This window comes from Epibacterium sp. HA2-3 (assembly GCF_055693725.2).
In genome coordinates this window covers 2,105,821-2,121,641 of sequence record NZ_CM172490.1, presented here as the reverse complement: position 1 = coordinate 2,121,641, position 15,821 = coordinate 2,105,821, and the positions used below count along the sequence as shown (strand labels likewise).

The window sequence follows — 15,821 nt, the reverse complement described above, 5'->3', positions numbered from 1 at the left end:
TGCCGGGCTGCATTTTCCTCTGAGCACTGGACCTTTTGTGAATGTCGCTGCCCCCCGGTTTCCTTGATGAATTGCGCACCCGCATCAGCCTGTCTGACGTTGTCGGGCGCAAGGTCATGTGGGATCAGCGCAAAAGCCAGCCGGGCAAGGGCGACATGTGGTCTCCGTGCCCCTTTCATCATGAAAAAACCGCTTCTTTTCATGTGGATGATCGCAAAGGGTTCTACTACTGCTTTGGCTGTCACGCCAAAGGGGATGCGCTGAAATTCGTGCAGGAGACAGAGAATGTCTCCTTTATGGAGGCGGTAGAGATTCTTGCGGGCGAGGCCGGGCTGGAGATGCCCAAGCGCGACCCCAAAGCGGCTGAGAAACAGGACCGTCGCACGCAGCTTACTGAGGTGATGGAACAGGCGGTGAAATACTTCCGCCTGCAACTCAAGACTCAAGCCGCGAGTGAGGCGCGCGCCTACCTCGCGCGTCGGGGGCTTGATGCGGCAGCGCTGGACCGCTGGGAGATCGGCTTTGCCCCCGATGGCTGGCAGAACCTTTGGGATGCGCTCAAAGGCAAGGACATCGCGGATGATCTGATCCTCGGTGCCGGGCTGGCCAAACCCTCGAACAAGGGCAAGAAGCCCTATGATGTGTTTCGCAACCGGATCATGTTCCCGATCCGGGATGCGCGGGGCCGGGCGATCGCCTTTGGCGGCCGGGCGATGGATCCCAATGACAACGCCAAATACCTGAACTCGCCGGAAACCGAGTTGTTTGATAAGGGGCGCAATCTCTATAACCACGGGCCCGCGCGCGCGGCCTCGGGACGGGGCAGCACCTTAATCGTGGCCGAAGGCTACATGGATGTGATCGCGCTGTCCGAGGCGGGGTTCCAGTCGGCGGTGGCGCCCTTGGGTACAGCCGTCACCGACAACCAGCTGCATCTTTTATGGCGCATGTCGGACGAGCCGGTGATTGCGCTGGATGGGGATACGGCTGGTCTGCGCGCGGCGATGCGGCTGATCGATATGGCGCTGCCTCTGCTCGAGGCCGGGAAGTCCTTGCGCTTTGCCATCATGCCCGAGGGCAAGGACCCAGATGATCTTATTCGCGCCGAGGGACCAGAGGCGGTGCAGGCGGTGCTGGATCAGGCGATCCCGATGGTACAGCTGCTCTGGCGCCGCGAGACCGAAGGGCGGGTGTTTGATAGCCCCGAGCGCAAAGCGGCCCTGGACAAGTCCCTGCGTGAAAAGATCAAATTGATCCGTGACCCTTCTATTCGCCTGCATTACGCCAATGACATCAAGGAGCTTCGCTTTCAACTCTTTCGCGGTCAGCGTGGCGGTGGCGGGCAGGGGGGCACCGGCTATGGCCAGCGGCACGGCGGTTTCAAACCGGGCTCCCGCATGCAGGGTGGATTTCGCGACGGCGCCCGCATGCCTTGGGGTGCGCCGCCCCCGCCCCGCAGCACCACACGGGCCTCGATGGTGGCCTCCTCCGAGGAACAGGACTTTGCCCGCGTGCGCGAGGCGGTGATCCTCGCCACAGCAATCACCACGCCCACGGTGATCCCGGAATTCGAAATCAATCTTGAGCGCATGCAGTGTCAGGACATGGAACATGCCCACCTGCGCGATCTGGTTCTGCGCTATGGGATCGAGGCCCCGGAGCGGTTGCGCGATGAAATTGCCTATGCTCTTGGGCCGGACGCTCTTGAAAACCTGCTGTCGCTGCGCCATGTGGCTATTAGCCCCTGCGTGCGCAAACCTGGCGACCTGGATATGGCCAGCCTGACCCTGGCCGAGGAATTCGCAAAACTCGAGAGCATCGCGGGGCTGAATGCTGAGCTGGCGGAAGCCGAGGAAGATCTGGATGGTCTGGCGGATGAGGCCCTGACCTGGCGATTGCGTCAGGCGGCAGAGGCCCGCAACCGGGCTGTGCGCAGCGAAAATGAGGATAAGGCAACTTACGACGTGGGGGAGAACGGGGCGCGGCTCAACCGGGATGAGCGCGATGCCTTCGGAGACCTGCTCAAGCGAATCGGTTTCAACAGCAAATGACGCAATGAGCACGATTCGCGGGCTCAACTGTGTCCGCGACGCCGCGATGTGACGTTTTGCTAAAGAAGCCTATAGAAAAATTGGGTAAACGGGGTGACGAATCACGAGAGCACTCTAAAGATTCGCTCCACTCGAATCGCCCGCAGCCCCTTAGAGGAGCAATGAATGGCCGCCAAAGATACTGACGACCGCAAGCCTGACGATCAGGACGCCGAAATTTCGCTCGATATGAGCCAGGCGCAAGTCAAGAAGATGATCGCCGAAGCCCGCGAGAAGGGCTACATCACCTACGATCAGCTCAATCAGGTTTTGCCGCCGGATCAGGTCTCCTCCGAACAGATCGAAGACGTGATGTCTATGCTGTCGGAAATGGGCATCAACATCATCGAAGATGAAGAGGCCGAGGAAGAAGAGAACAAAGGCACCACCGAACTGGTGACCACGGAATCCAACCGTGAAGTCGCCGTGGCTGGCGCTGCGACTGAGAAGCTCGACCGGACCGACGATCCGGTCCGCATGTACCTGCGCGAAATGGGCAGTGTGGAACTGTTGTCGCGCGAGGGCGAGATCGCGATTGCCAAGCGCATCGAGGCCGGGCGCAACACCATGATCCTCGGGCTCTGCGAAAGCCCGCTGACATTTCAGGCGATCACCATCTGGCATGACGAACTCCTCTCCGAGGATATTCTCCTGCGCGATGTGATTGATCTTGAGGCGACCTTTGGCAATCAGATGGACGAGGACGGCGACGTCGCCGAGCCGGTTGTCGATCCCTCTGCAGTGTCTGGCGCTGCAAAGCCAGAAAAAGACTCCGGGCCCGAGCTTGATGCCGATGGCAACCCGATCCTCAACAACGACGACGATGACGACGACGACGATGATCAGGCCAACATGTCCCTTGCGGCCATGGAAGCGGCGCTCAAGGATCGGGTTCTGGAAACGCTCGAGCGGATCTCCAGTGACTTTGCGATGCTGTCGGAAATGCAGGATCTGCGGATCTCTGCGACGCTCAATGAGGATGGGTCCTTTTCGGCTGATGACGAAGCCAAGTACCAGCAGCTGCGCTCTGAAATCGTGGAACTGGTGAACGGTCTTCACCTGCACAACAACCGCATCGAGGCGCTGATCGACCAGCTTTATGGTATCAACCGCCGTGTCATGCAGATCGATAGCGCCATGGTCAAACTCGCTGACCAGGCCCGTATCAACCGCAAGGAATTCGTCGAAGCTTACCGTGGTCGCGAACTTGACCCCAACTGGCTTTCCGAGATGAGCGAAAAGCCCGGTCGGGGCTGGCAGATGTTCATCGAGCGCTCGACCGAGAAGGTCGAAGAGCTGCGCGCCGACATGGCACAGGTCGGTCAGTACGTCGGTCTGGACATCTCGGAATTCCGCCGCATCGTGCAGCAGGTGCAAAAAGGTGAAAAAGAGGCCCGTCAGGCCAAGAAGGAAATGGTCGAGGCCAACCTGCGCCTCGTGATCTCCATCGCCAAGAAATACACCAACCGCGGTCTGCAGTTCCTCGATCTCATTCAGGAAGGCAACATCGGCCTGATGAAGGCGGTCGACAAGTTCGAATACCGTCGCGGCTATAAGTTCTCGACCTATGCAACCTGGTGGATCCGTCAGGCGATCACCCGCTCGATCGCCGATCAGGCGCGCACCATCCGTATCCCGGTGCATATGATCGAGACCATCAACAAGCTGGTCCGCACCGGCCGTCAGATGCTCCACGAGATCGGCCGCGAGCCGACGCCGGAAGAACTGGCAGAAAAGCTGCAGATGCCGCTCGAGAAGGTCCGCAAGGTGATGAAGATCGCCAAGGAGCCCATTTCGCTCGAGACTCCGATCGGGGACGAGGAAGACAGCCAGCTGGGCGATTTCATCGAGGACAAGAATGCCGTGCTGCCCCTGGACAGCGCCATTCAGGAAAACCTCAAGGAAACCACCACGCGGGTTCTGGCCTCGCTCACCCCGCGCGAGGAGCGCGTGCTGCGGATGCGGTTTGGTATCGGCATGAACACCGATCACACGCTCGAAGAGGTGGGCCAGCAGTTCAGCGTGACCCGCGAACGGATCCGTCAGATCGAGGCCAAGGCGCTCAGGAAGCTCAAGCATCCGAGCCGCTCTCGCAAGCTGCGCAGCTTCCTCGATCAGTAAAAAGTGTTAACGTAAAGACGCCCCCGGAAGGGGGCGTTTTTTGTACGACCCTCTGAAAAAAATGGGCTGGTTGAGCCGCTGCCTTTTGCGTCCACTCTGGGAGTCTCGCAAGGTGCCGAGGTGTTTTGCGAAGAATTCATTCTGACGGCACCTGCAAAGGGAGGCATGTTTGGCCCAATCATACAGCGTGCGGGATCCTGCACCCCCTCTGTTATATGGGCGCAGCATGTGATCTGAACGTGCGAAAGGTATTGTCCAAGGTTTTGTCGAAAGGTCAAAATGACATGACATCCATATTCAAAATCGCCCCGATATTTGCGGTGTTTATTGCAGCCCCGGCGTTATCATGTCCGCAAGGCGCGACCCCTCTGGTATCTTGCAGCTTGAAATCCGGCAGCGCCTATCTTGAGACCTGCCTATTGGGCAACTTCGCAACCTATGCCTATGGAAAGACGGGACAACGTCCGGATCTCGCGCTCGCTCGTCCCGTGCAGGAGGTGGAGATGACCCCATGGCCCGGCGTGGGGCGTAGCATCTGGGAGGACTTCCAGTTTCGCAACGGAGATGTCTCTTATCGGGTCTTTTACAGTATTGATCGCTTCTCGGAGGGCGAGCCCGCTCTGACCGCGGGGGTCATGGTCGAAAAGGGTGAGGAAACCTTGGCAGAGCTGGATTGCGATCCTGGCACAATCGATGCGGGCTATCCGTTGCCCCTGTGGGACGCGCAAGAACTGGCCGCGCAGGCCCGGAATTGACCGACACCTCTGGCCTTTCACGGTAGACTCACGAGCGCGGCGCAAAGCGAACTTCTGGCTATGCGGACACGCCGCGCCGGAGCGCGCATTTTGTTAACCAATTCCCCCGGTTTTGTTAACTATTATGACCGTCGGAATATTGATTTAAGTTTTCGATAACTTATTTTCGCTTCGAGTTCCTATGATACATTCAATCCATACACCGGGGGGTGACGATGAGTGGAACGAACGAAATGAAAAACGCGCTGAGCGAATTGGATGAAAAGCTCAATGCTTTGGATACGATGACAGAGGTGAATTCCTTTCTGGTCTCGGCCCTGCGCGAACATGAGCAAGAACTCATCCGGATGAGCCCGCAGGAAACGCGCGATATGCTGCGCCAAAAAGCACGGGTGCGCTACCGGGCCGATGGTGGGGAGACGCCAAATCCACAAGCTCTGGACATGTTGGAAAAGACGCTGGGGAACGGCCATACCGCCGAAATCATCAAATTCCCAAGCGGTGGACGTGCCGGGCGAGCATAATTATGCGAACAAGGCAGGCAATCCGATGTCGGATCGCAATTTACGAATGAATTCTGATTTCTGAGGGATCCCTTGTTCCCGGCTGAGGGCTGAACTACATTTTGGCCAAACGGCCAAAGGGAGGCCCTCCATGCGCCAGAGCTCTCAATCCATGACCCGCCGATTTACGCTGCCTGCGCTGGCAGTCACAGCCGCTTTGGCCGGATGCGCGGATATTCAAAGCACCGGGCCGCAGGCTGATTACTTCTCGTCCCGCGCGCTAGCGCGGATCTACGCGCTTGAGGATGGCCGTTTCGAAGTGGTGCCAGAGATCGGTGCCGAAGGCGCTGCATATTGGTGCGCCGCCTCAGAATATGCCCGCAGGGCTCTCGGCGCGGGCTGGTCACAGGACATATATGTTGCCAAAGGACGCGCACCCAGCACGGTCAGCGGGCGCATTGATGCTGTGACATTCTCCTTGTCTCCGGTGCCAAGCGTCACGGACAAGAGCCCCTTTATCAAGACGTTCGGTTTCAAGCTCGGCGACAATTTCAGCGTTTCCACCGGCGAAAGCCTCTGTCGAGACATTGAGCCGGTGTTCTTCTTCTGATCGCATGAGCAACATCCAACAGCGCACCTTTACGCTCTCTACCCACGGCCAGGGTCTCTACGAGATCACCGATGAGATCCGCAGCTTTGTCCGCTCAAGCGGTGCTGTTCAGGCGCTGCTCACTCTCTATGTGCGCCATACCTCTTGCTCGCTCCTCATCCAAGAGAACGCAGACCCGGAGGTGCAGGGGGATCTCAAGGCCTATTTTGCGCGCTTGGTGCCCCCGACGACCGATCCGCAGATGTCCTACCTGCGCCATACCTATGAAGGCCCCGACGACATGCCTGCGCATATCAAGGCGGCGATGATGCCGGTGAGTCTCTCGATCCCCGTTTCGAGCGCCGAGATGGTCTTGGGCACATGGCAGGGGATTTATCTTTTTGAGCACCGTGACGCTCCACATCAGCGCCAAATCGTTGCTCATCTGGCCTGACAACTGGGCGAACTCCCACCGGCGCCACCAAGGTCTTGGGGTCGCATTTCCCCTCTACCCAAATCCTAGCTGGTCCCCTATAGTTGTGGATAAATGCGCAAACCTGCGCACAAGAACAATTTATCGCGAGGGGAGGGGCCAGAGGATGCGTTGCCCATTTTGCGGAAATGTCGATACGCAAGTAAAGGACTCGCGTCCGGCAGAGGATCACGTTTCGATCCGCCGACGCCGGTTTTGCCCTGCCTGCGGTGGCCGTTTTACCACGTATGAACGGGTGCAGCTGCGCGACCTCGTGGTGATCAAGACCAACGGCAAGCGCGAGGATTTCGACCGCGACAAGCTAGAACGCTCCATTCGCATCTCGATGCAGAAACGCCCGGTGGACCCGGAACGGATCGATCAAATGATCTCGGGCATCGTGCGCCGTCTGGAGAGCATGGGCGAGACGGATATTCCTTCCAAAAAGATCGGCGAAATCGTGATGGAGGCTCTGGCCCGCATCGACACCGTCGCCTATGTTCGCTTCGCAAGCGTCTACAAGAATTTTCAGGCGGCCGACGACTTTGAGGATTTTGTGCACGAGCTGCGCCCCCCTGCGCCGCCCGAGAGCTGAGATCCCGGCCTCGCTGCCTGCGCAGAGTCTGGCAAAAGGTCTGATCCATTGAGCAAAAGCGACGACCACCGTTTTATGGGGCTCGCCCTGTCGCTCGGGCGGCGAGGGCAGGGTCGGACTTGGCCAAACCCGGCGGTCGGCTGTGTAATTGTCCAAAAGGGTCGCGTGGTGGGCCGGGGCTGGACCCAGCCCGGAGGCCGTCCCCACGCCGAACCCATGGCGCTGGCGCAGGCGGGAGCCGCAGCGCGCGGCGCCACTGCCTATGTGAGCCTCGAACCCTGTGCCCATCACGGCAAAACGCCCCCCTGCGCGCAAGCGCTGATCGAGGCCGGTGTTGCCCGTGTCGTCGCCGCCATCGAAGACAGCGACCCGCGTGTCAGCGGTCAGGGCTTTGAGATGCTGCGCGCGGCGGGGATTTCCGTTTCCACCGGAGTGCGCGCCGAGGAGGCTGGCTTTGATCACGAAGGGTTCTTTCTGAAAACGGAACAGGGCCGCCCTTTTGTGACGCTGAAACTCGCCGCGAGTTTTGATGGTCGTATTGCCACCGGCTCCGGTCAAAGCCAGTGGATCACCGGGCCGGAGGCGCGCCGTGTGGTGCATGCGATGCGTGCGCGTCACGATGCTGTCATGGTCGGGGCAGGGACGGCACGCGCGGATGACCCTTCGCTCACCGTGCGCGATCTGGGGATTGACCAGCAGCCGGCGCGGGTGGTGGTCTCGCGCCATCTTGACCTGCCGCTCATCAGCAAGCTTGCGCGCAGCGCGGCGGAGGTCCCGCTCTATCTTTGCCATGGCACAGGCGCGGATATCGAACGTCTGCGGGCCTGGGACGGGCTGGGAGCGCATCTGTTGCCGTGCAACGCTCTTGGCACCCAGCTTGACCCGCATGATGTGCTGCAGCAACTGGGCAGCGTAGGACTCACACGCGTGTTCTGCGAAGGAGGAGGCGCGCTGGCGGCCAGCCTGCTGGCGCATGACCTCGTGGATGAGTTGGTGGGCTTCAGTGCTGGTCTGACGATCGGTGCCGAAGGGCTGCCCTCCATCGGGGCGCTTGGCATTGGCCACCTTTCAGAGGCCCCAAGGTTCGACCTTCATGAGACACGCCCGATTGGCGCCGACATCCTGCACCGCTGGCGTCGCCCTCAGAACTGAGCGCACAGCGCAGGCTTTCTTCTAACTCAAATATCCCGGAGCGCGAGGCAGCGCCTCGCTTTCCCCTCAGCGCCAGAGCGGAGCAAATGAGGCAAAGAGCCCCTGCAATTTCGAGAGGCTGCTGTTCAGGGGGCTGCGCGCAGGCAGCTCTCCGGCAATCAGCCGATCGACAGCAACCTCGGGCGCGCAGGGCAGCTTTGAGACCGGATCAAAATAGCGCGGATAGTCGATGAGCGCCGCATGGGCGAGCCCAAGGATACCAGGGCGCGCATCGCGCCAATGGGGCGCCTGAAGCCGATCCCGCGTCAGCCCCCATCCAGCATAAAACGGCAGCCCCACACAAGTCACCGGCACCCGCCGCAACAAGGCCTCAAATCCCAGGAGCGACGTCATGGTCCAGACCTCATCGACACTGTCGATCAGCGCCGCCGGGTTGGCATGCTCTGCCACCACATCCGCCCAGGCCTCGGCGTGGCTGATGCGGCCCTTGCGCAGGCCTGCCTCCACATCCGGGTGCGGTTTGTAAATCACCACCGCATTGGGGCGCGCCGCCCGCACGGCCTGCAACAGCTTCATATTGGTGTTGATCTTACCCGCTCCGAGCCGCAGGGAGGCATCATCCTCGACCTGGCCGGGCACCAGAACCCGATGCCCTTTGGGCAAATCGGGCAGTGCGCCATCGAGATTGTATTTTGTCACCTCATGTTTGATGAGCCGCATCACCAGCGCCTCGATCCGGCGTTCCTGCTGCGGGCTCAGCGTGACGCGTTCGCGGATCAGGTCATCCAGATCACTGTGACGGGTCGGGTCATAATAAATGCCCTGACGATCCAGCACCAATGACAAGGGCGGCACCAGTTCAGCCCCGAGCCCCCGCGAGCGCAAGAACCCATCCTCCAGATGATGCGCCCCGGCGTGATCCTTGGTCGCCTTGCTGGCCCAGACCATCCAGTTCTTGCCGCTCTTTTTGGCGGTTGCGGTTTTTTCGGTGAAACTCATGCGCTTGTGGCGCCCGAAGAACTGCTGCAAGGGCGCGCGCTTCCACAGACGCATCTCTGAGGCAGCCCAGCCAGCGCGGTCTTCGCGCCAGGCCCGGACCTGCGCCTCCAGAGAGTCGATCACGTCCTCCAGCTCGCACAGCCGGTCGTGATGGGGATCATACCAGGTGGGAAAGAGGATCATGGCCGCCGCAAAAAGCTGTGCGCGGGTCAGGCGACGATGACGCCCCGCGGGGGGGAACTCATCCTGCGTCAGGCCCCATCCGGCATAGAAAGGCTGGCCAAAGATACGCGGCCTGTGCCCGGAAAGGATGGCCTCGAACCCGAGTTGCGACGACACGGTATAGACGCCCACAGCGCCCTCGAGCAGCAGATGTGGCGAGACTGGCGCATCAAAGAGTTCCACCTGATCGTTGGTGTCACGCGCGTCGAAATAGCCGGCACGGTGGCCCTTGGTGGTTTCCGGATGGGTCTTGATCAATACGCGCGCGCCGGGGTTTTCTTCGCGCGCAAAGGCCAGCATTTCCTGAAAGCGTCCCCGGTCCGCGCCGGGGAAGGGGATCGAGGCCTTGACGGACGCATCGTCGCGCAATTGATCCACCACCAGCACGTAGCCGGGTTCTGGTGGGGGAACATCGGGATGGAAGGCGTTGTATTTGCTCAGATGCGCGTCCTGAAGCCTTGCCATGGCGTCGCGCGCGCGCTTCATCAAGGCGCTGTCATCGAGCGGGTGTTCTTTCAGGAGCGTGATGAGGTCGCTTGGAAGGGCCGGGTCAAAATGCACGCCAGCGCGGTCAATCAGCAATCCCATCGGGGGCTCGCCATCGCGGCCCGGATGCACCGATCGCAGGAACGCATCCTCAATGCGCACCAAGGGCGCGTTATGTTCTTGGGCAATCTTGCGGCCGCGATGGGCGGTGGGGCTGTTGCCCCAGATACCGACCAGATCGCCCTCTTTGGGCAGGCCCAGACGGATGTCATAGCCCGCTAGATCAAGAATGCGCCGGACACGGGACTGGGTCAGAAACCCTCCGTTATACACAAACAACCGGGAGCGTTTGCTCCCGGTTCTGGTCTCGTCCAGATGCGGCAAAGGCCCTTGCATCATTGCTGCTTAACTGCCGCCGAACAGGGTCTCGACACTTGCAGCCGTGGACAGCGGGCTGGTCAGAAGAGACAGCGTCTTGGTCCATTGGGCATAGGGTGCTTCGGTCACATAGATGGTGTCGCCATCGCGGATCACGAAGTCGCGGGCAATGAAGAGACCGTTGGGCTGAGTGAGGTTCAGCACGTAGATCATGCGCTGCGCGCCGATCAGATCGTCCCGCCCAAGCACCTGATTTGAGATCGCTTCAGGTTCATTGCGGAAGACAAAGACACCGGTGGGATCGGATGCCGTGGCGATCAGGCCGCCGACCTGTGCAAGGGCTTCAAGCGCCGAAAGGTTCTGGCTCTCGAAAGGTACACGGGCCTGCGCCGCGGTCGCTCCCAGCGCTGTAAAGGAGCGCGTATCGCCTTCCACAAGGATCTTGTCGCCATTGCGCAGCGCGATGTCCATCTGGGGGTGGTCGTAGAGGTCCTCGAACCAGATCGTGCCAGTCTGCCCTTGGCGGGTCACAGAGACCTGCGCAATCTCGGGTTCGATCGCCACGCCGCCAGCCTGCGCCAGCATGGTGGCCAGAGTGCGCGTCGGACGTTCGATTGGATAGACCCCCTGCGCGCCCACCGCTCCGGTGAGGCTGACTGTAGCGCCATCGCCGGCAAGGCGGCGCACCTGAACCTGCGGGTCGGGCGTCTGGTCTTCGAGCTTCTTGGTGATGGCTTCGCGCAACTGCTCTGGTGTGTTGCCCGAGGCGCGCACGCGGCCTGCGTAGGGCACAAAGATGAAGCCCGCACCATCAACCTGCACTTCTTCGAGAAGGGTGGCATTGGCGCCGGCGCTGGCAAGCAGCCCGTCGTCGACGTTTTCCCAGATCGTCAGGCCAAGGATATCGCCGGGGCGAATGATGTCGGAGGTAAGAACCGATGCTTTGGTGAAGGCGTCGGAAAATCCAAGTGCGGGTACCACGGCTGTTGCCCGGGCAACGCGGTCGTTGACCGAGACCACAAAGGCATCGCCCTGTTTTTGTACCGACCCTGCAAAGATCTCACGTTTGTTCGGGCCCACCTTGGGCAGCCCGCATGATGCTGCGAGGGCAACCGCAGCCAGCAAGGCCACGGGGCGCGCCCACCGTAAAGTCATGGGTTTCACTGCTCGGTCTCCTCGACCTATGTTTATTTTGCCTCAAGTTTTGCGCCCAAATTAGCGGACTGTCACGCAAAAATCCAGTCGCGCTTGCATCTGGGGTCAGCTCACGACACGCAAGTGTTGCCGTGGCGCTGCTGTGCCGCGCAGGAGCGCGTCATAGGGATCGTCGGCAGCAAGCATCATATCCACCACTTGCCGCAACAGCTGGCGCCGCCCGGAGCGCGAATAAAACCCGCCAGGAAACTGAGAGGTTTCCAACAGATAGCGGCGATATTGCTTGTAGGCGCGCCCATCGGGGCGGGCGGGAGCGGTAAAAAACTCCGGCAGGCTTTGGGTCGAGGAGAATTCCGGTTTGTCATAAACCGCGCGGCCAAAGACCTTGAGCGGCAAGCCCCGCCACAAGACCTGTTGGCCTGCCGTGGAGTTCACGGTGACGGCGGTGCGCGCCTCATTCAAAAGCGCGGCGAGCTTGCCGCCGCGCACATAGTGTACGCGCCCCTCGACGCCATGTTCCGCGGCCAGACGTTTCAACGCCCGTCGGATCGGGGCTCGGCCATCCTCAAGCGGGTGCGCCTTGAAGACAAGGTGGTGGTGGCGCGGCGCGCCCTCGGCAAAGCCGGCCACAACCACCTCGAGGAATTCGGTGATGGTCGAAAAAGGCGAATGGGCTTGAAACGCGCTGTCATGTTCCAGCTGCAAGAGCGCCAGATGATAGGGAAATCCGCCGCGCTGAATGCGCATCGTGGCCAGACGGCGGTGCAAGGCATGCAAGGGCATCATCAGCAGCCGGTTGAGATAGAGCTGGAACTCCTTTGTGACCGGCAGGGCGCGATGGGGGCGGAAGTTGCGATAGCCCCGGTTCAGAAACATGACGAACCAATGATAAAGCGCGCCGTAAATCACATGTTGTCGTGTGTCGCCCCAATGCGCCGGAGGCATTGGCATTTCGAGGTCGCTGTTTGCCAGCGCTTGCTCCATCTCAGGGACCGGCATCTGCATCAGGCGCGAGTTGCCATTGGTGCCGTCGCGCTCATAGGTGACCCAGTAGGGGCGCAGATAGCCTTCTTCGAAAGTATGGACTGTGATACCGCGTGCCTTTGCGATCGCGATTGCATCCGCGTGGATCGGGCGGGTGTCACCATAGAGCACGATGTCGGTGATCGCGCGCTGATCCAGGAGCGCGCCAAACCTTTCCGGCCAGGCCTCTGGTGTATCGCGATAGGCGATATAGCTCTGCCGGTCCGGCCAGAAGACGCGGTCGCCCGTGTTGAACCCAACCCGGTGCACACTGCAGCCCGCTGCGCGCAACATGCGCCCCAGAGCTGCAAAAAACGGCCCATGAGGCCCCTGCAGAAACAGGAAGCTGCGGGCGTCAGCTGATCCATTTTTCGATCTCATTGGCATTGGTGCTCGATCCAGTGCTCTCACCGGCGGGGGCGGAGGGTTTTTCTCTCTTCCTGAGGCCCGCTCGGTCGCGTGTCGGAATGTTCGTTTTATCTGCCGAAAGTCATATCGTGGTAAAGATGGTTAGACTAAAACTAGAGCAAAAGTGTGACCAATTACCTTATGCGCCGCAGCACGCCCCTTGAGCCCAAGGCGGGCAGGGGCTAGCTCTGGTCGAGAAGCACCCGCACCGCGCGGGCACGGCACTATCAAGGAGTTCACCCATGTTCACCGGGATCATTACCGATGTGGGAACCATCACCGAGCTGGAACAAGCTGGCGATCTGCGCGCGCGTATCCAGACCGCCTATGACACCAGCAGCATCGACATGGGGGCCTCGATTGCCTCGGACGGCGTATGCCTGACCGTGGTGGCTCTGGGGCCAGATTGGTACGATGTGCAGATTTCGGCAGAAACCACGTCGAAAACCAACATCGATGCCCGCGGCACCCACAAGGGCTGGTTCGTTGGCAAGCGCGTCAATCTCGAACGCGCACTCAAAGTCGGTGACGAGCTTGGCGGCCATATCGTGTCGGGCCATGTGGATGGCGTGGCCGAGGTGGTGGCCATGCGCGATGAAGGCGACAGCACCCGGGTCACCCTGCGCGCCCCCAAGGAGCTTGCGCGTTTCATTGCCCCCAAAGGCTCGGTTGCCCTCAATGGCACCTCGTTGACGGTAAACGAGGTGGAGGGCTGTAACTTTGGGATCAATTTCATCCCGCACACCAAGGAGGTCACCACATGGGGTGATGTGGCGGTGGGGGATCTCATCAACCTCGAAATCGACACGCTGGCCCGCTATGTCGCGCGGCTGCAAGAGAGCCTCTGATGGGGGGGCGTCCGACGCTTGGATCGGTGCCGGGGCTTGGCCACAACGGCGGCCCCAGTCTGGAGCCCGGCGCGCTCTGGCGCACCCATGCCTGGCGCTCGGCGCAAAAGAAACTGATGCCCAACACACTCCCAAAGCTGGTGCTGCAGATGCGGCTGAAGCGAGCGGCGGAGTTGGGCATGGATTACAAGACCTACGCAAAGGTGCGCCAGACTTCGGGGCAGGATGTGTTGGGGCTATTGTTTTCCTCCAATGCGCTGCGTCTGTTGAAAGACCCCCGCTTGCCGGAAGTGGAGCGCGCGCGCTTGGCGCATCTTAAACGGGCGGAGCGCTTGGCCCTGACCTACCCGCCGCTGCGCCCGTCAGAGGTGGCTCGGGTCAACCCCGAGATTGATGCCGCCGACACCGCCCCCGTCTTTACCGAGGGCTGGACAGAGATGCGCGCAAAGCTCCAAGGCGTGATGCGTCAGCGCGGACTGTCAGGGGCGTCGGTGCTGGTTATCGGTGATGCCCCGTTGGAAAACGAATGGGCCGCCGCTGGTCGGGCCGCCGCCTATCTGAGCGCTGCAGAGTATTTTGGCGCCTCTGCCCGGAGGCCCTGATCGGTCGCGTCCTCGGGTCATTGGTCATGCGAGGCTCTGCCTCGCGCTCCGGGATATTTGGAGTTAGAAGACGGCATGGGATGCCCTGTTTCTTCCAACGTAAAGTATCCTGGGGTGAATTGGCCGAAGGCCAAGAGGGGCAAAGCCCCTTCGTACGTGCCGCTCGCGAGAGGGCATATGCCGTTTGCGGGGCTGGTATTTGCGCAGCGCGTGGTCTATCCCGGCAGGGACGACAGCGGCGCGGGCAAGGGTTTCTTGACCGTGCGGCCCCATGAGCGAAAGGCCTGTTGCATATGAGCTATGAGACGCCCGGTCCAGTCGAGTCTGAGTTGCGCGACGCCATCAGTCCGATTGAAGAGATCATCGACGCCGCGCGCGCGGGCAAGATGTATATTCTTGTCGATCATGAGGACCGCGAAAACGAAGGTGATCTGATCATCCCGGCGGAGTTTGCCGACGCGGATGCGATCAACTTCATGGCCACCTATGGGCGTGGACTCATCTGCCTGCCAATGACGGCCGAGCGCATTGATCGTTTGGGCCTGCCGATGATGGCGGTGAACAATTCCTCGCGCCACGAGACGGCCTTTACTGTGTCGATCGAGGCGCGAGAGGGGGTCGATACCGGGATTTCCGCGGCGGATCGTGCGCTGACCGTGGCCACGGCGATCAATGAGCAAAATACCATGGCGGCGATTGCAACGCCGGGCCATGTTTTCCCGCTGCGCGCAAAACGTGGTGGTGTGCTGGTCCGCGCCGGGCACACCGAGGCCTCTGTCGATATTTCGCGCATCGCGGGCTGTCACCCATCGGCCGTGATCTGCGAGATCATGAAAGACGATGGCACCATGGCGCGACTGCCGGATCTGGTGGAATTTGCAAAAACCCACGATATGAAAATCGGCACCATCTCGGATCTCATTGCCTACCGCGCCAAGAACGACAACCTCGTGGGTGAGACCGCCCGCTCTACCGTTACCTCGGAATATGGGGGCGACTGGGAGATGCGGATCTTCACCGATCAGACCCATGATGTGGAGCATGTTGTCCTGATCAAGGGCGACATCACCACGCCAGAGCCGGTGCTGACGCGCACTCATGCGCTGCATGAGGCGTCCGACTTGTTGGGGCTTGGTCCCAAGCCCGCTGGGGAGCTGCCGCGCGCGATGGAATTGATCGCCGACGAGGGGCGCGGGATCGTCTGTCTGTTCCGCCAGCCGCGCAACGCGCTCTATGCCTCCGACGAGGAAGGGGTGCGCACCATCAAACAGACCGGTCTCGGGGCGCAAATTCTGAATAAACTCGGCGTTGAGGAACTGATCCTGCTCACCGACTCGCCGCAAACCAAATATGTTGGGCTGGATGCCTATGGGCTGTCGATTGTCGGCACCCGTCCCATCCTGTCCCGAGACAGCTAAAGGAG

14 protein-coding genes are annotated in these 15,821 nt (G+C 60.7%); 11 read left to right on the top strand and 3 right to left on the bottom strand.

Annotation, left to right across the window (positions count from 1 at the left end; all coding sequences use genetic code 11):
- The first annotated feature begins 41 nt into the window (after nucleotides 1-41).
- From dnaG to ribD, 8 genes are all read left to right on the top strand, one after another.
- Nucleotides 42-2,051 carry a DNA primase gene (dnaG, locus tag ACZ1HH_RS09935; protein WP_472636542.1) on the top strand — a complete coding sequence of 670 codons (2,010 nt, stop codon included), beginning with the start codon at nucleotides 42-44 and terminating at the stop codon, nucleotides 2,049-2,051.
- Nucleotides 2,052-2,216: 165 nt separating this feature from the next.
- Nucleotides 2,217-4,211 (top strand): RNA polymerase sigma factor RpoD, encoded by a 1,995-nt coding sequence (gene rpoD / locus ACZ1HH_RS09930; protein WP_011539465.1) that lies wholly within the window; start codon nucleotides 2,217-2,219, stop codon nucleotides 4,209-4,211.
- A 284-nt stretch (nucleotides 4,212-4,495) separates the two neighbouring features.
- A complete protein-coding gene (locus tag ACZ1HH_RS09925; RefSeq protein ID WP_416368864.1) occupies nucleotides 4,496-4,966 on the top strand; it encodes a hypothetical protein in 471 nt (156 codons plus the stop codon).
- Nucleotides 4,967-5,199: 233 nt separating this feature from the next.
- Nucleotides 5,200-5,490, top strand: a complete 291-nt coding sequence (locus tag ACZ1HH_RS09920) for a hypothetical protein (RefSeq protein WP_049763248.1) — start codon at nucleotides 5,200-5,202, stop codon at nucleotides 5,488-5,490.
- 130 nt (nucleotides 5,491-5,620) lie between these two features.
- Nucleotides 5,621-6,079 (top strand): hypothetical protein, encoded by a 459-nt coding sequence (locus ACZ1HH_RS09915; protein ID WP_472636541.1) that lies wholly within the window; start codon nucleotides 5,621-5,623, stop codon nucleotides 6,077-6,079.
- A 4-nt stretch (nucleotides 6,080-6,083) separates the two neighbouring features.
- Entirely contained in the window at nucleotides 6,084-6,512 is a 429-nt protein-coding gene (locus ACZ1HH_RS09910; RefSeq protein ID WP_011539461.1) for a secondary thiamine-phosphate synthase enzyme YjbQ, read from the top strand.
- A gap of 145 nt (nucleotides 6,513-6,657) precedes the next feature.
- On the top strand, nucleotides 6,658-7,125 hold the full coding sequence (nrdR, locus tag ACZ1HH_RS09905) for a transcriptional regulator NrdR (RefSeq protein WP_011539460.1): 468 nt from the start codon (nucleotides 6,658-6,660) through the stop codon (nucleotides 7,123-7,125).
- 75 nt (nucleotides 7,126-7,200) lie between these two features.
- Nucleotides 7,201-8,277, top strand: a complete 1,077-nt coding sequence (gene ribD, locus ACZ1HH_RS09900; RefSeq protein ID WP_487320444.1) for a bifunctional diaminohydroxyphosphoribosylaminopyrimidine deaminase/5-amino-6-(5-phosphoribosylamino)uracil reductase RibD — start codon at nucleotides 7,201-7,203, stop codon at nucleotides 8,275-8,277.
- A gap of 66 nt (nucleotides 8,278-8,343) precedes the next feature.
- Here ribD and ACZ1HH_RS09895 read toward each other — a convergent pair whose 3' ends face one another.
- The 3 genes from ACZ1HH_RS09895 to ACZ1HH_RS09885 form a co-directional block, all read right to left on the bottom strand.
- Nucleotides 8,344-10,383: a capsule polysaccharide biogenesis protein gene (locus ACZ1HH_RS09895; RefSeq protein WP_011539458.1), complete on the bottom strand. Its 2,040-nt coding sequence runs from the start codon at nucleotides 10,381-10,383 to the stop codon at nucleotides 8,344-8,346.
- A 6-nt stretch (nucleotides 10,384-10,389) separates the two neighbouring features.
- A complete protein-coding gene (locus ACZ1HH_RS09890; RefSeq protein WP_011539457.1) occupies nucleotides 10,390-11,517 on the bottom strand; it encodes a polysaccharide biosynthesis/export family protein in 1,128 nt (375 codons plus the stop codon).
- Between the two features lie 105 nt (nucleotides 11,518-11,622).
- Nucleotides 11,623-12,927 carry a capsule polysaccharide biogenesis protein gene (locus ACZ1HH_RS09885; protein WP_472636539.1) on the bottom strand — a complete coding sequence of 435 codons (1,305 nt, stop codon included), beginning with the start codon at nucleotides 12,925-12,927 and terminating at the stop codon, nucleotides 11,623-11,625.
- 263 nt (nucleotides 12,928-13,190) lie between these two features.
- Between ACZ1HH_RS09885 and ACZ1HH_RS09880 the strand changes: the two genes are divergently transcribed.
- From ACZ1HH_RS09880 to ribB, 3 genes are all read left to right on the top strand, one after another.
- Nucleotides 13,191-13,796, top strand: a complete 606-nt coding sequence (locus ACZ1HH_RS09880; RefSeq protein ID WP_472636538.1) for a riboflavin synthase — start codon at nucleotides 13,191-13,193, stop codon at nucleotides 13,794-13,796.
- Nucleotides 13,796-14,398 carry a hypothetical protein gene (locus ACZ1HH_RS09875; protein ID WP_011539454.1) on the top strand — a complete coding sequence of 201 codons (603 nt, stop codon included), beginning with the start codon at nucleotides 13,796-13,798 and terminating at the stop codon, nucleotides 14,396-14,398. Before ACZ1HH_RS09880 ends, ACZ1HH_RS09875 begins: the two co-directional genes overlap by 1 nt.
- A gap of 293 nt (nucleotides 14,399-14,691) precedes the next feature.
- The gene (gene ribB / locus ACZ1HH_RS09870; RefSeq protein WP_472636536.1) at nucleotides 14,692-15,816 is read left to right on the top strand and encodes a 3,4-dihydroxy-2-butanone-4-phosphate synthase; all 1,125 of its coding nucleotides are present in this window, start codon (nucleotides 14,692-14,694) and stop codon (nucleotides 15,814-15,816) included.
- The last annotated feature ends 5 nt before the right edge of the window (nucleotides 15,817-15,821 follow it).

Excerpts from the sequence above, each read along its gene's own strand:
- rpoD (WP_011539465.1), top strand. The coding sequence starts at position 2,217 with ATGGCCGCCAAAGATACTGACGACCGCAAGCCTGACGATCAGGACGCC.
- dnaG (WP_472636542.1), top strand. The coding sequence starts at position 42 with ATGTCGCTGCCCCCCGGTTTCCTTGATGAATTGCGCACCCGCATCAGC.
- ACZ1HH_RS09910 (WP_011539461.1), top strand. The coding sequence starts at position 6,084 with ATGAGCAACATCCAACAGCGCACCTTTACGCTCTCTACCCACGGCCAG.
- nrdR (WP_011539460.1), top strand. The coding sequence starts at position 6,658 with ATGCGTTGCCCATTTTGCGGAAATGTCGATACGCAAGTAAAGGACTCG.
- ribD (WP_487320444.1), top strand. The coding sequence starts at position 7,201 with ATGGGGCTCGCCCTGTCGCTCGGGCGGCGAGGGCAGGGTCGGACTTGG.
- ACZ1HH_RS09925 (WP_416368864.1), top strand. The coding sequence starts at position 4,496 with ATGACATCCATATTCAAAATCGCCCCGATATTTGCGGTGTTTATTGCA.
- ACZ1HH_RS09880 (WP_472636538.1), top strand. The coding sequence starts at position 13,191 with ATGTTCACCGGGATCATTACCGATGTGGGAACCATCACCGAGCTGGAA.
- ACZ1HH_RS09920 (WP_049763248.1), top strand. The coding sequence starts at position 5,200 with ATGAAAAACGCGCTGAGCGAATTGGATGAAAAGCTCAATGCTTTGGAT.
- ACZ1HH_RS09895 (WP_011539458.1), bottom strand. The coding sequence starts at position 10,383 with ATGATGCAAGGGCCTTTGCCGCATCTGGACGAGACCAGAACCGGGAGC.
- ACZ1HH_RS09885 (WP_472636539.1), bottom strand. The coding sequence starts at position 12,927 with ATGCCAATGAGATCGAAAAATGGATCAGCTGACGCCCGCAGCTTCCTG.
- ACZ1HH_RS09915 (WP_472636541.1), top strand. The coding sequence starts at position 5,621 with ATGCGCCAGAGCTCTCAATCCATGACCCGCCGATTTACGCTGCCTGCG.
- ACZ1HH_RS09890 (WP_011539457.1), bottom strand. The coding sequence starts at position 11,517 with ATGACTTTACGGTGGGCGCGCCCCGTGGCCTTGCTGGCTGCGGTTGCC.
- ACZ1HH_RS09875 (WP_011539454.1), top strand. The coding sequence starts at position 13,796 with ATGGGGGGGCGTCCGACGCTTGGATCGGTGCCGGGGCTTGGCCACAAC.
- ribB (WP_472636536.1), top strand. The coding sequence starts at position 14,692 with ATGAGCTATGAGACGCCCGGTCCAGTCGAGTCTGAGTTGCGCGACGCC.